Genomic DNA, 14,419 nt, shown 5'->3' with positions numbered 1-14,419 from the left:
GGCAATTTAAGCAAGATAAATGTAAAGGATAAACAATAAAATTGTATACCTAATCTATACGTTGCCAATTGTACCTTTGTTTGAGCAAATCTGCATAAATGGCGCAAACAAGCAAGTATTTATTTGTTTACGGAACCTTGTTATCTAAGGAAAATGAATTCGGCAAGTATTTAAACCGGAATTGTTCCTTTTATACCGATGGGAAATTTAAAGGCAGGCTTTATGATGTTGGCGAATACCCGGGTGCTGTGTTGGATATTAATGGGCTGAATTACGTGTATGGTAAAGTATACCGGCTAAATAATGCCGATGAAATATTAAACAGGCTTGATGACTATGAGGGATTCGGTCCCGAACAGGACCAGCCTAATCTATTTACAAGAGAACTGATAAATATAGAAACGAGGAATGCGCTGATTGTATGTTGGGTGTATTTATACAATTTACCTGTTAATGATTTTAGATTGATAGCATCCGGCAAGTATCATCATAAAAAATCCCCCGGCGTTTTACCACCAGGGGACGAGAACATATTAGTTTAGTTAGGAAGTTAGAGTACAGCCGATTTAACGGTTTTGATGATAACAGCAGCAACCTTGTACGGATCAGCAGCCGAGTTAGGGCGACGATCTTCCAGGTAACCATTCCAACCTTTTTGAACAGTGTAAAGCGGGATGCGGATAGAAGCACCACGGTCAGATACACCATAGCTATAGTCGTGGATAGAAGCAGTTTCGTGCTTACCGGTTAAACGCAGCTCATTGTGCGCACCATAAACGGCAATACATTCAGCAACAGCCGGACGGAAAGCTTCGCAAATTTTGTCGTAAGTTTCTTTGCTGCCTGCAGTTCTCAAAGTAGTATTTGAGAAGTTAGCGTGCATACCTGAACCATTCCAATCTAATTCGCCCAATGGTTTGCAATGCCAGTTGATCGATACACCATGTGCTTCGCCAATTCTTTCAAGCAAGTAACGTGCAACCCAAATCTGGTCACCAGCTTCCTTAGCGCCTTTAGCGAAGATTTGGAATTCCCACTGACCTGCAGCAACTTCAGCGTTGATACCTTCAACGTTTAAGCCTGCTTCAAGGCAGATATCCAAATGCTCTTCAACGATATCACGACCGTAAGCATTGTTTGCGCCAACTGAACAGTAATAAGGACCTTGCGGACCAGGGTAGCCACCAGCAGGGAAACCAAGCGGTTTGTTGGTTTCAGGATCCCATAAAAAGTATTCCTGCTCAAATCCGAACCAGAAATCATTATCATCATCCTGGATCAAAGCACGGCCATTTGACTCATGTGGAGCGCCGGTTGAATCAAGTACTTCGCACATTACCAGGTAAGCATCTAGCCTTCCCGGATCTTTACAAATAAAAACAGGCTTCAATACGCAATCAGATGAACCACCTGGTGCCTGCTCGGTTGACGAACCGTCAAAGCTCCAATTTGGGCAATCTTCTAATTTACCGCTGAAATCTTTTTCAATTTTTGTTTTACTGCGCAGGCTCTGTGTTGGTTTGTAGCCATCAAGCCAGATGTACTCGAGTTTAGTTGCCATTGTTTAATGAATTTATAATATAGGGTTGAAATCTTATTTTTTGTAAACGTTATCTACAAATATTGATGCGAATTTAAATTATTTTTATAAAATTCATTACAAAATGTAAAAAAAATTCTAATTATTTTTAAAAACACCTATTTATAGTATGAAATTGACGAAAAAACATCAAACAATTGTAAACTTATTAACAAGTGGTTAAAATTTGCAGGAAACGAGCAAATAGGTCTTTAAATAAGCACTTATACATAATAAATTAAACCAGAATCAATCGATTGAAAGAAGCAGATTTCAAATCGATTGATAATCTATGATTTACCAGTTAATCACAAATCAGACATCGAAATTCCGAAGTCCCAAATCCTTAACCACATATTGCAGATTTTTTACACAGGGAAAAATATTAATCTCTATCTTCGGCCAATTTATTTTTCCATCTGCAAATCAAATTAGTAATATGAAGATAACTGTTGTTGGTGCCGGAGCTGTTGGAGCTACCTGCGCAGATAATATCGCCAGGAAGGAACTGGCCGAAGAACTTATTTTGTTAGACATCCGCGAAGGTTTTGCTGAAGGCAAGGCTATCGATATGATGCAAACGTCGGCCCTTTTAGGCTTTGATACCAAAGTTAAAGGTGTTACCAATGATTATGCAGCTACTGCAGACTCAGAAGTTGTAGTAATTACTTCAGGCCTGCCGCGCAAACCGGGTATGACCCGCGAAGAACTGATCGGCACTAACGCTAACATCGTAAAAAGCGTAACCGAAAACATACTTAAATATTCTCCGAACACCATCATCATCGTGGTATCAAACCCGATGGATACCATGAACTATCTTACCCTTAAAACTTCGGGCTTACCAAAGAACCGCATTTTAGGTATGGGTGGCGCACTGGATTCAGCACGTTTTAAATACTACCTAAGCCAGGAACTGGGCTGCTCTCCTGCTGATTTAAATGCAGTAGTTATCGGCGGTCACGGTGATACTACCATGATCCCGTTGATCAACCACGCTACCTGGAACAGCATCCCTGTTACCCAGCTATTGAGCAAAGAACAACAGGACAAAGTAGTTGCAGCAACAATGGTTGGCGGTGCTACCTTAACTAAACTGATCGGTACTTCTGCATGGTATGCACCAGGCGCGGGTACTGCTGCAATGGTTGAAAGCATTGTACGCGACGAGAAAAAACTGATTTCATGTGGTGTTGCCCTTGACGGCGAATACAGCCAGAAAGATATTTCACTGGTTGTTCCGGTTATCCTTGGTAAAGGCGGTTTCGAAAAGATCCTTGATTTTAAATTGAGCGATGCTGAACAAGCTGAATTTAACAAGAGTGCAGATGCCGTACGCAATATGAACCAGGTTTTGGTTGATACCGGCGTTATTTAATATTTGCTATTATCTATTATAGAAAGGCTTTCACTGATTGTGGAGGCCTTTTTCTGTTTATTTAGTTTATTCAACCTACACTAAAAACAATCGGCACACTATATGCAACCCGAACGGGCTTGCCCCCGGCCAAAGCCGGATTCCAAATTGGTGATAATTTAATCACTCTTAAAGCCTCGTCGTCGATACTTTTAGAAACACTTTTGGTAATTTTAAAATTTGTCAGGGATCCATCAGCTTCGACTACGAAATTGACAATAACTTTTCCCTGTTCTCCTTGTTCCCGTGCATCGCGTGGATATCTTATAGTTTGAGCCAAAAATTTTGCAAATGCTTCCATACCACCCGGAAATTCGGGCAGAACATCAACATTTTTAAACGCATAATCCGCAAGTAACATCTTATATGTATCCTTATCGAATGGATTTCCCTTCAGATACATTGACGTTGATTTGCCATACTTAGTCGACGCGATATGCCATTCCCCTTCCTGGAGTCCATTTTCAATTTTACCTTCAGCTATAACCATAGTAAAGTTGTCATCAAACTGCACCCATTTTCCGTTCCCATTTTCCGCTAAAATATTTCCTGTCGAATCCCTACAATCGCGGAAAAGAACTTTCCCGCCAGGCGAGTAATCTTTAATCGTATACAATTTACCATTGGGATAATAATAAATTTCGTGACCGGTATGCTTACCGTCAATAAAAATTCCGGTTTGCATTTTTTTACCATTAGGATAATAAGCAACAAACCTCCCCTGGTATAACAAGTTCACATCATTAGTTTTTGAATTTGTAATCAACCTAACTTTACCGCTTTTGTCGTATTCATAAACCACATACATTGTTTTATCAACGTTAGTGTCAGGAGGTAAGACAACCATGCTGTAGTCCGACTTTTCTTTTGATGAAACGAGTTTTCCGGAATTTGTAAGATAATATACTATGCCACCCGTTTGCGCATATACAGTAACGTATAAAAATATACTTAACGTAAAACTTAATATATTTTTGATCATTAGCGAAAGCAATTTAATTAGATAGCGTGAATGATATGGGTATGGTAGTTTCCATCCTCACAGGAGTTCCTTTTTCATCAAGCCCCGGAATCCATTTAGGCGAAAGGTGCAGGAATCTTACACATTCCTCATCACAACCGTCACCAATACCCTTTTTCACTCGTATATTAGTTAATGTACCGTCCTTTTCTACAACAACGATTAGGATTACCTTACCTTGTACGCCATCCTGTCTGGCCTGAACGGGATAATGTATATTTTGAGCAAGAAACTTACCGAAACCTTGCGCTCCCTCAGCAAATTCAGGAGCTTTTCCATTTTTAACTTTTGTTATAATGGTGTCAATACCGGGTTTGTATCGATACGTTGTATTTAAACTCTTCCCTTTTTCATAAAAGGAAGCAAAATCCTCGTACTTATTTAAGCTTCCTTTCCACTCTCCCTCTTTTAATCCGTTTACAACTTGCCCATTTGCTGTTATAAGCGAAAAATTATCATCATATTCAACCCAGCTTCCATTGCCATTTTCAGCTAAAACGCGGCCAGTGGAATCACTACACCCACTTAAAAGGGGTTGTTTAAAATCTAAATAATCTAAACTGCTATAAAACTTACCATTCGGATAATATTTAGTTTCATGCCCAACCGGCCGACCATTTAAAAAATTGCCGATTTTACTTTTTCGACCGTTTGGAAAATAAGCGACATACCGACCCTGGTATTGTAAATTTAAATCGTTTGTGTTTGAATTAGCCATTAATTTAGGCTTACCATTTTTGTAGTATTCATATACAACATACATTGTTTTATCAACGCTGGTATCCGGCGGCAAAACAACCATAGAGTAGTCCGCACTATCTTTCGAAGTTACAAGTTTACCTGAATTTGTAAGGTAATATACCAGACCACCTGTCTGCGCATTAACCGCGCAGACGCTTAAAAAACTGACGACAAAAACTAATAAGTATTTAAACATATCGAAACTCCTCATTTGTAATATTCACGCACCAAATACAAATTTTTATCCACGCTGGTATCAGGCGGCAAAACAACCATAGAGTAGTCGGCGCTATCCTTTGAGGCTACAAGTTTCCCTGAATTTTTAAGATAGTATATGAGCCCACCCGACTGCGCATTAACAGCACCGGCAAAAACCAGAAAGGTAAAGAATGTAAGTAAAGGTTTAAGCATAAATAATATTAACTACCTGCAATATACGCTAAGCTTTTAACAATGCATAACACTGGTTAGCAATTTCCAATTCTTCATTTGTCGGCACAACAAGGATTTTGGTTTTCGCATCTTCTGCATTAATTTCCCTTATGCCCGGTACACGTTCAGAGTTTTTAGCCAAATCAATTTCAATCCCGAAATAGCTCATATCGCGACAAGCCATCTCGCGAACCAGCGCATCATTTTCTCCTACCCCTGCAGTAAAGATGATTGCATCCAATCCATTAAGCGCTGCTGTGTAGGAACCTATGAACTTTTTAATGCGATAGGCGTAAATTTCATAAGCCAATTTTGCATTAGCATTCCCCTCCTCAATCATCTTCCTGATGTCGCGCATATCGCTGTGTCCGGTAAGGCCAACCATCCCGCTTTGCTTTGTTAACAGGTTGCTTAATTGTTCAGAGGTGTATCCCTCCTGCTCTATCAGGTAAAGCAATACCGAGGGGTCTATATTGCCACACCGGGTACCCATTACCAGGCCATCAAGCGGCGTTAGCCCCATGCTGGTATCCAAACACACGCCGGCTTTAACAGCAGCCATACTGCAGCCGTTCCCCAAATGTATGGTGATTAGCCGCGCGTTCGGATTGTTCAAATACTCCATGGCACGTTCAGACACGTATTTATGGCTGGTTCCATGGAATCCGTAAACTCTTATACCCAAATCTTTATAAAAATTTTCAGGCACCGCATACCGGTAAGCCTTTGCCGGCAGGGTTTGATGAAATGAAGTATCGAACACCGCCACCTGGACAGCTTTCTTAAACATTTGTTCAGAAACCTCAATACCTTTGTAATGTCCCGGGTTGTGCAATGGCGCAAGCGGGAACAACCGTTTAATTTCCGCCTTAACTTCGGGTGTGATAATGGTTGTTTTTGTGAGTGTTTCGCCCCCTTGTACAATACGATGGCCAACAACCTCCAACTCGGATGGATCCTGTAATACTGCTATATCCGCGCGGGTTAATAGTTTACCCACTTCAAGCATGCCCTGTTCATGGTTAGCAATAAAGCCCTCGGTTTTTATCACCTTTTCGGTGCCAGATACATTTATTTTATGGGTGATAATAGAATTTTCCAACCCTATCCTCTCCACCAGCCCTGTGCAAACAGGTTCAGTTGAGGGGAATTGAAAAAACTGGTATTTGATGGAGCTGCTTCCGGAATTAAGAACCAATATATTCATAAGTATTTTTATCAGGCTTGCTGACTTTGTATTGCGGTGATTATTACTGTGTTAAAAACATCATCAACGGTACAGCCACGGCTCAGGTCGTTTACCGGCTTATTTAGCCCTTGTAACATTGGCCCGATAGCAAGCGCGCCGGTTTCCCTTTGAACTGCCTTGTAAGTATTGTTGCCGGTGTTCAGATCCGGAAATATCAACACACTCGCCTGACCTGCCACTTCGGAGTTTGGCATTTTTTGTTTTCCCACTATCGGGTCAACAGCCGCGTCATATTGAATAGGGCCCTCTACTTTTAAATCGGGACGTTTTTCCCGTACGAGTAAAGTTGCCCGCCTAACCTTTTCTACGTCCTCGCCCGCACCTGATGTTCCCGAAGAGTAAGACAACATGGCAATCCTGGGCTCTATGCCAAAACGTTTGCTGTTATCTGCTGATGAAATAGCTATCTCCGCTAGTTCTTCCGCTGTTGGGTTGGGATTAACCGCACAATCACCGAATACCGACACCCGGTCTGCAAGGCACATAAAAAACACAGACGACACCGTTTTAATGCCCGGTTTGGTTTTAATAAACTGCAATGCCGGTCTGATGGTGTGCTGGGTTGTGTGTGTGGCTCCTGAAACCATGCCATCGGCGTGCCCTTTGTACACCATCATTGTACCGAAGTAGGAAACATCTGTCATCAGGTCGCGCGCCATTTCGAGGGTTAGGTTTTTGCTTTTGCGCAACTCGTAAAGGGTGTTTACATAATCATCATAATTTTCGGAATTAGCCGGGTCGATGATCTTTACTTTGCTTTCATCAAGCGTAATCCCCAGCCTTTTTGCCGATGCGTTGATCTCCACAGGATTTCCCAGCAGCGTAAGTGTAACCAATCCTTGCGCAATTAACCTGGAGGAAGCCAACAGGATCCTGTCATCATAACCTTCGGGCAGTACTATATTTTTAATTTCCTGCCGCGCCCACTTGCTCAGCTGGTATTGAAACATATGCGGCGTAATTGCCTCAGAATGATAAGTGGCTATCTTTTTGTCAAGGGCGGCTATATCTACAAACTTGTTGAACGAATCAATAGCGATCTGGATCTTTTTATCATTATCCTTTGTTATTCTTGCCTTTACTGTCGCCACGTTGGTGGTTGTTTCAAAGGTACCTGTTTCTACTGAGATGATAGGTACCACTACCTGCAAACCTTCTATCAATCTCATCACAGGTTCTTCAGGCACTACGCCGGCCGTTAAAATTATTCCGGCTATTTTGGGATAGCTGGAGGATAAGTTTGCCTGCAACGAACTGATGATAATATCGCCACGGTCGCCGGGCGTTACGATCAATACATTTTCTTTAATAAAACCTAAAAAGCTTGGCACCTGCATGGCTCCTGTAACAAAATTGTCAACCTGGTTATTCAGGTATTCTTTGCCAAAAAGCAATTTGCCGCCAAGTTTCTGATAGATGTCCCCCATCGTCGGATTTTGAAGCGCTTTATCAGCCGGGATAACCGCGCTGATTATTTCGACAGGCAGCTGAACCTTCAAAAGTTCCCGCACATCTTCCGCTTGTTCCGGCAGCACCCTGTTGGCAATAATCCCTAACACCTGGATCTCCCGTTCCTCGAACGTGTGCAAAAAGTTCAAACTATCCCGTATGATCTCTGCAGTTGTCTTCCTTTCGCCCGATACCACCAATAACGCAGGTGCATTAAGGTTTTTGGCGATCATCATATTGGTTTCCAGTTCAAATGCGGTCCCTTGCCCCAGGAAATCACTCCCCTCTAATACTGTAAAATCGTAATTTTCTTCCAGCTTTTTAAACCTGCTGATGATGGTATCTATCATTTCACCCTGGCTCTGATCCTCCAAATGCTGCAATACCTCCTGCCGTGTATACGCATAAGTGTCCTCAAACTTTAGGGGCAGCTGAAAATGGTCTATGATTGTCCTGATATGGATGTCTTCTCCGTCTTTGGGATCATTTTTTATGACAGGTTTAAAAAAACCTATTTTTTGCGCCTTGCCGAGGAGCATATCTACCAGGCCAAGTGCTATGATCGATTTACCGCTGTAAGGTTCAGCAGAAGCTATGAATATTGTCTTAGTCATACATTTCAAAAGTACGGGTTTTCACCCGGTTTTGGGTAAGGTGTCAGGGTGATATTTAAGCTGATTTTAAGTAAATGGGGGACTTTTTAATCAGACAGCGACAAACATGTTACAACTCAACTTGAGCCGCTTTTGAAGCGGGCATTTTAATGGTAATTAAAATATTACAATTATAACCACCAACAAATCAAACATTTCCAGGCAACTGTTCCTTTATTCATTAAAAAATTAAAAGACTCAGCAACTAGCCGATACAAGCTATGCCTTTGAAAATAAGAAATATAATACTTGTGTTCTTGATCCTTACCGGCTTTAACGCGGCCAGGGCACAAGACAGCACCTTGATAGGCAAAACCCTGCGATGGGATTTGGTGAAATGTATCGACTATGCCAAGAAAAACAACATCCAGATCAATACCCTCCGGTTGTCGCAGTTAACAAGCCAGCAGGAATATTTACTGGCAAAGGCGGGGCGGCTGCCAAGTTTGTCGGGATCAGCCTCGCAAAACCTTGAGCACATCAATACCAACAGCAGGAATAATGGATCCGTCAGCACAGTGGACAGTAATGGTGTAGTAATTAACAATAACAAAGGCTCATCCTTTATTGCATCGGGTTCCTACAGCTTAAATTCTACCGTTACCTTATACAATGGGAATTTTATAAATAACGATATCAGCCAGAAAAACCTCGGCGTGCAAGCTGCCAACCTGAATATCATTCAACAGGAAAATGACATTACCTTACAAATAACCCAGGCTTACCTTACCATTTTATTGGATAAGGAAAATGTAATTTATGACAAGGATTTAGTAACCACCACAACGGCCCAGGTAAAGCTGGAGCAGCAACGTTACGACGTAGGCAGCGTTGCCCGTGCGGCGCTTATACAATTACAGGCGCAGCAGGCCAACGACAAGTACACACTTGTGAACCAGCAAAATACGGAACGCGGTGACCTGCTCACCCTAAAACAGTTACTGCTCTTACCGAGCGATGTTGATTTCGACATTATCAAACCAGATACCATTACGCCAATTGATACAATTACCGCTTTTCATGACGTTGAAAAGGTCGCCCTTACAACCCGCCCGGAAGTAAAGAGCGGCGAATTAAGTGTTAAGATAGCACAATACGATGTTGAAAAAGCCAGGGCGGGTTATAAACCTACCTTAACAGCCGGCGGATCGCTTAATACCGGGTACACTAGCGGGCAAGGCAATTTTGGCAACCAGCTTAACTACAATTTCAACCAGCAGATCGGGCTAAACCTCGCTATCCCAATATTTACTAAAAGGGTAGTAAAAACACAAGTTGAAGAAGCGAAGATTAATGTGGAACAATCACAGCTTAACTTAAGAAACACTAAAACAACTCTTTCACAAACAGTGGAGCGGGCTTTTATAAACGTTCAAAATTCAAAGAGCCAATATGATGCTGCGCTTGAACAATATAAATACAGTAAGGAAAGCTACCGCATTGCCAGCGAACAATTAAAAGTTGGGGTAGCCAATACCGTTGACTTCTTGCTGCAAAAAACTTTGTTCGTGCAGGCTCAGCAAGCTTTTATCCAGGCAAAATATAACGAGTTGCTAACTTTAAAGATCTATGACTTTTACAGAGGGATCCCTATCAAACTATAACCGAACGATGCCATGAAACCAATTATCAAAAAAATATTAATAATTGCCGTTATCCTGATAGTGGTTGTGCTGATATGGTTCCTGTTCCTCCATAAAAAAGATGCACCTATTGTAATACAGGCCGAAAAGCCAGATACCGGGTACATTGCCCAAAGCGTAACTGCTACCGGTAAAATTGAACCGGTTGATACAGTAACCGTAGGTACCCAGGTCTCCGGCATTATCAAATATTTGTATGTTGATTTTAACTCGAAAGTTAAAAAAGGCCAACTATTAGCCGAGCTTGATAAAACGTTATTGCAGGCCGCCCTCGATCAATATAAGGGAAGTCTGCTAAATGCTCAAAGTCAACAGGTATTTGCAAAAAACAATTTCGACAGGCAAAATCTATTATTTAAAACAGATGCGATCAGCAAGGCAGATTATGACAGCGCGCTAAACACCTACAATGCTGCCAAAGCCAATGTTAAGAGTGCCCAGGCGCAGGTAAATTCGGCACAAAAAAATCTTTCATATGCTGATATTTATTCGCCAATTGACGGCGTGGTGCTGAATCGCAACATCGCGGTCGGACAAACGGTTGCTGCAAGTTTCAGCACACCTACGTTATTTATCATCGCTAAGGATATTACCAAAATGGAGGTTGAGGCAAATGTAGATGAAGCAGATATCGGCGATGTAAAGGCCGGTAACCGCGCATCGTTTACGGTTGATGCCTTTATAAACGATTCATTCGGGGGCACAGTTGAAGATATCCGCCTGCATCCGTCTGTGTCGGCAAACGTGGTAACCTATACGACAATTATTAATGCGCCAAATAAGGACGAGAAGCTAAAACCGGGAATGACGGCCAATATCATCATATACACGAAAGAAGTAAACGGTGCTATGCTTATCCCCGCAAAGGCATTGGCCTTTACCCCCGACTCATCCCTGGCGAAGGATTACGAAATTATAGGTAAGGTACCACACAAGAAAATGAAAAAAGGCAGCGCTGCCAGTGGCGGAGATGCAGGCGCAAACCAGCTATCACATACGGCAAAAAGCCGGAATGATAGTTCAGGTATTACAAAACAACACGCAACAGTTTGGCTACTGCAGGGCAAAAAGCTGGTGCAAAAACGAATAACCATCGGCTTAAACGACAATACGCACGTTGAGGTATTATCGGGCCTTGCTACAAGCGACCTGGTAATTACAGGTGTAACCGGTGGCGCGGCCGGCAAAGCAGGGGCGGCAACTACACCTGGTGCAAGTCCATTCCTACCGCAACGCCGTGGTGGCGGCGGTGGCGGTGGAGGTGGAGGAGGCCGTACCCGATGAGCAAAAAAATATTAGAAATCAAGGCACTGAAACGCGAGTTTATAATGGGTAGCGAGACAGTCCACGCGCTCAGAGGTATAAACTTTGAGGTTGATGCTGGCGAGTTCGTTACCATTATGGGTAGCAGCGGGTCGGGCAAAACAACTTTGCTTAATATTTTGGGTTGCCTGGATAAACCTACCATCGGAAATTATTTTTTGGATGGTGTGGATATTAAAAGTTTATCACGTGATGAACTTGCCCAGTTACGCAATCATAAAATAGGCTTTGTTTTCCAGGCTTATAACCTGCTGCCGCGTACCACCGCGCTTGAAAATGTGGAGCTGCCGCTATTGTATAACAAGGAAATAAGCGCTGCAGAACGGCGTGAAAGAGCGATCCACGCTTTAGAAGCGGTAAAACTAGCAGACCGGCATGATCATACACCAAACCAACTATCGGGTGGGCAACAGCAACGTGTAGCCATTGCCCGCGCGCTGGTGAATGAACCTGTTATGATCCTGGCTGATGAGGCTACGGGCAACCTTGATAGTCGTACGTCGTACGAAATTATGGCCCTGATGCAGGAGTTAAATTCCAAACAGGGTAAAACCATCGTTTTTGTTACGCATGAGCCTGATATCGCTTCATTCAGCAGCCGCACCATACAATTACGCGACGGCATTATTCAAAAGGATAGCCGCAATGAAAATATCCGCAGCGCAAAAGAAGTACTCGAAAATTTACCGGTAACGGATGATTATTAATTAGTGAATTACTGAGTTAGTGAATTAGTGATTTAAAAAAGACCAATAGCACAAGACAAATGAGTAATGACCACTGCCCAATGACCAAAATAAAATGAGTTTCGTAAACCTGATACGGATAGCGCTTAAGGCATTGCAACGCAATAAACTGCGGGCATTTTTAACTATGCTCGGGATTATCATCGGTGTGGGCTCTGTTATTGCCATGGTGGCCATTGGCCAGGGATCAAAACAAAGCATCCACGACCAGTTAAGCAATATGGGTACCAATATGATCACGGTGCAGCCTGCTAGTAATCTTAATGGTGGCGTACGGATCGCCGGTGCTAGTTTTCAAACCCTTACCGCTAAAGACATTACCGCTTTAAAAGCGACCGTAAAAAACATATCTGAACTATCGCCCTCGGTTAGTTCAAAAGGACAGGCCATAAACGGCGCTTTAAACTGGCCCACCACAATGTCGGGTGTAAGCCCGGAATACCTCGATATCCGCAAATTGAGTTTAAGGGATGGAATTGCGTTTACTGAAAATGACGTCAGGACTTCTGCCAAAGTGTGCCTTATCGGCCAAACTGTAATTGATAATCTATTTCCCGGCGGTGAAAATCCCATCGGTAAGATCATCCGTTTTGGGCACATTCCCTTTCAGATAATCGGCGTACTGGCACCCAAAGGATTTAATGCATTTGGGCAGGACCAGGATGACATCTTGATTGCACCTTATACTACGGTACAAAAGCGGATTTTGGCTTCTATTTACTATTCTAACATCTATGCATCAGCCATAGATGAGCAATCAACCGATGCAGCCGTAGCAGAAATGACTCAAACACTTCGCGACTCTCACCGCCTGCGTTCATTTGAGGACAATGATTTTACTGTGCGCACCCAACAGGAACTGATAGCTACCCTAAGTTCAACCAGCGGCCTGCTCACTGTGCTGCTTACTGTAGTTGCAGGTATTTCATTAGTAATCGGCGGCATAGGTATTATGAACATCATGTATGTATCCGTAACTGAACGTACAAAGGAGATTGGTCTGCGTATGTCGATAGGCGCGCGAGGCAAGGATATTTTGATGCAATTTTTGATGGAGGCCGTGCTCATCAGTATTACCGGCGGCGTTATCGGTGTGCTGCTTGGTTTTGTATCCACCCAAATAGTTACGCTTACGCTTGGCTGGCCTACTATTGTTTCAGAATCGTCTGTAGTACTTTCCTTTGTGGTATGTGCTGTTACGGGAATTTTCTTCGGCTACTACCCTGCTCAAAAAGCTTCAAGACTTGACCCGATTGAGGCATTGCGGTACGAGTAAGCCGGCAGTCGCAAAGAAATTAGTTCTATTTGAAATGTTTATCAATTGCCGTTAATAACTCTCCTGTTATTTTTCCGTTTGTAGCCAATAGTTCACGGGTTTGCAAAACTTCTTCTCCGCCTTTAAAGTTCACTACGTCTCCCCCGGCCTGTCTTACAATTAAAACACCTGCGGCTATATCCCATGGATTTAAGTTGTATTCATAAAACGCATCGAACCTTCCACAGGCTGTATAGGCAAGATCCACAGCTGCAGAACCCAAACGCCTTAAGCCATGACAGCTTTTCATCAGCTCGGTAAAAAGATTTATATAAGCTGCCTGTTTCGAAAAATCATAATACGGAAAGCCAGTTGCCAATAGGCTTTTGCCTATATCCGGGCTATCGCTTGTATTAATTACGTTTCCGTTTAAATAAGCGGCCGATCCCTGCCAGGCATAAAAGCATTCGTCCTGGTTTACCTCGTACACAACCCCAATAACCAGTTCATCATATTCCTGCAAAGCGATACTGACAGAATAAACAGGCAAGCCGTGGATAAAATTAGTGGTGCCATCAAGCGGATCAATTATCCAGTTGTAACGTTCGCCGGTTTTGTTGATTGTTTTTTCTTCGGTGATAAAACCAGCCTCGGGCAAGATGTTTTGCAGACCAATTACGATCATCTCTTCCGCGGTTTTATCTACATATGATACAAGGTCGTTCAAGCCTTTTATCTCGATCTTATCAACGCTAAACGTTTTCCGCTGCTCCCTGATAAAACTACCGGCTTCCTTAGCAATTTCAATTACTTTATCTGTTAACTGATCAAACATAAGTATGAATTAAATGGACACGAATGTCATGAATTATATCGAATTACACGAACCAAGAAAATGATTTTACCGGGTT

General features: G+C 42.6%; 13 protein-coding genes. 6 read left to right on the top strand and 7 right to left on the bottom strand.

Annotated features, from left to right (window positions below):
* The first annotated feature begins 98 nt into the window (after positions 1 to 98).
* Entirely contained in the window at positions 99 to 542 is a 444-nt protein-coding gene (locus tag KXD93_RS01635; RefSeq protein ID WP_258135115.1) for a gamma-glutamylcyclotransferase family protein, read from the top strand.
* 8 nt (positions 543 to 550) lie between these two features.
* Here KXD93_RS01635 and KXD93_RS01630 read toward each other — a convergent pair whose 3' ends face one another.
* Complete coding sequence (locus tag KXD93_RS01630; protein ID WP_258135114.1) at positions 551 to 1,561, bottom strand: glutamine synthetase beta-grasp domain-containing protein; 1,011 nt, start codon at positions 1,559 to 1,561, stop codon at positions 551 to 553.
* Positions 1,562 to 2,018: 457 nt separating this feature from the next.
* On the opposite strand from KXD93_RS01630, the gene mdh reads away from it, so the two are divergent.
* Positions 2,019 to 2,957 (top strand): malate dehydrogenase, encoded by a 939-nt coding sequence (gene mdh, locus KXD93_RS01625; protein WP_258135113.1) that lies wholly within the window; start codon positions 2,019 to 2,021, stop codon positions 2,955 to 2,957.
* A 70-nt stretch (positions 2,958 to 3,027) separates the two neighbouring features.
* On the opposite strand, the gene KXD93_RS01620 is transcribed toward mdh, so the two are convergent.
* The 5 genes from KXD93_RS01620 to pta are packed head-to-tail and all read right to left on the bottom strand — an operon-like array spanning position 3,028 to position 8,502.
* Positions 3,028 to 3,978, bottom strand: coding sequence for an energy transducer TonB (locus KXD93_RS01620; protein ID WP_258135112.1), 951 nt, complete (start codon positions 3,976 to 3,978; stop codon positions 3,028 to 3,030).
* A gap of 13 nt (positions 3,979 to 3,991) precedes the next feature.
* Positions 3,992 to 4,954: an energy transducer TonB gene (locus KXD93_RS01615; RefSeq protein WP_258135111.1), complete on the bottom strand. Its 963-nt coding sequence runs from the start codon at positions 4,952 to 4,954 to the stop codon at positions 3,992 to 3,994.
* A gap of 11 nt (positions 4,955 to 4,965) precedes the next feature.
* Positions 4,966 to 5,169: a hypothetical protein gene (locus KXD93_RS01610; protein ID WP_258135110.1), complete on the bottom strand. Its 204-nt coding sequence runs from the start codon at positions 5,167 to 5,169 to the stop codon at positions 4,966 to 4,968.
* Positions 5,170 to 5,197: 28 nt separating this feature from the next.
* The gene (locus tag KXD93_RS01605; protein WP_258135109.1) at positions 5,198 to 6,397 is read right to left on the bottom strand and encodes an acetate/propionate family kinase; all 1,200 of its coding nucleotides are present in this window, start codon (positions 6,395 to 6,397) and stop codon (positions 5,198 to 5,200) included.
* 11 nt (positions 6,398 to 6,408) lie between these two features.
* Positions 6,409 to 8,502: a phosphate acetyltransferase gene (gene pta, locus KXD93_RS01600; protein ID WP_258135108.1), complete on the bottom strand. Its 2,094-nt coding sequence runs from the start codon at positions 8,500 to 8,502 to the stop codon at positions 6,409 to 6,411.
* A gap of 260 nt (positions 8,503 to 8,762) precedes the next feature.
* Here pta and KXD93_RS01595 point away from each other — a divergent pair, with 260 nt between their 5' ends.
* From KXD93_RS01595 to KXD93_RS01580, 4 genes are all read left to right on the top strand, one after another.
* Positions 8,763 to 10,145: a TolC family protein gene (locus KXD93_RS01595; protein ID WP_258135107.1), complete on the top strand. Its 1,383-nt coding sequence runs from the start codon at positions 8,763 to 8,765 to the stop codon at positions 10,143 to 10,145.
* A gap of 12 nt (positions 10,146 to 10,157) precedes the next feature.
* Entirely contained in the window at positions 10,158 to 11,468 is a 1,311-nt protein-coding gene (locus KXD93_RS01590; protein WP_258135106.1) for an efflux RND transporter periplasmic adaptor subunit, read from the top strand.
* The gene (locus KXD93_RS01585; RefSeq protein ID WP_308726275.1) at positions 11,465 to 12,214 is read left to right on the top strand and encodes an ABC transporter ATP-binding protein; all 750 of its coding nucleotides are present in this window, start codon (positions 11,465 to 11,467) and stop codon (positions 12,212 to 12,214) included. The genes KXD93_RS01590 and KXD93_RS01585 overlap by 4 nt, the downstream gene beginning before the upstream one ends.
* A gap of 94 nt (positions 12,215 to 12,308) precedes the next feature.
* On the top strand, positions 12,309 to 13,529 hold the full coding sequence (locus tag KXD93_RS01580; protein WP_258135105.1) for an ABC transporter permease: 1,221 nt from the start codon (positions 12,309 to 12,311) through the stop codon (positions 13,527 to 13,529).
* Positions 13,530 to 13,554: 25 nt separating this feature from the next.
* On the opposite strand, the gene KXD93_RS01575 is transcribed toward KXD93_RS01580, so the two are convergent.
* The gene (locus KXD93_RS01575) at positions 13,555 to 14,343 is read right to left on the bottom strand and encodes an inositol monophosphatase family protein (RefSeq protein WP_258135104.1); all 789 of its coding nucleotides are present in this window, start codon (positions 14,341 to 14,343) and stop codon (positions 13,555 to 13,557) included.
* Positions 14,344 to 14,419: the final 76 nt, after the last annotated feature.

Source organism: Mucilaginibacter phenanthrenivorans (genome assembly GCF_024721155.1).
Taxonomy (GTDB): Bacteria; Bacteroidota; Bacteroidia; order Sphingobacteriales; family Sphingobacteriaceae; genus Mucilaginibacter; species Mucilaginibacter phenanthrenivorans.
This window is presented reverse-complemented; position numbering and strand designations above follow the sequence as displayed.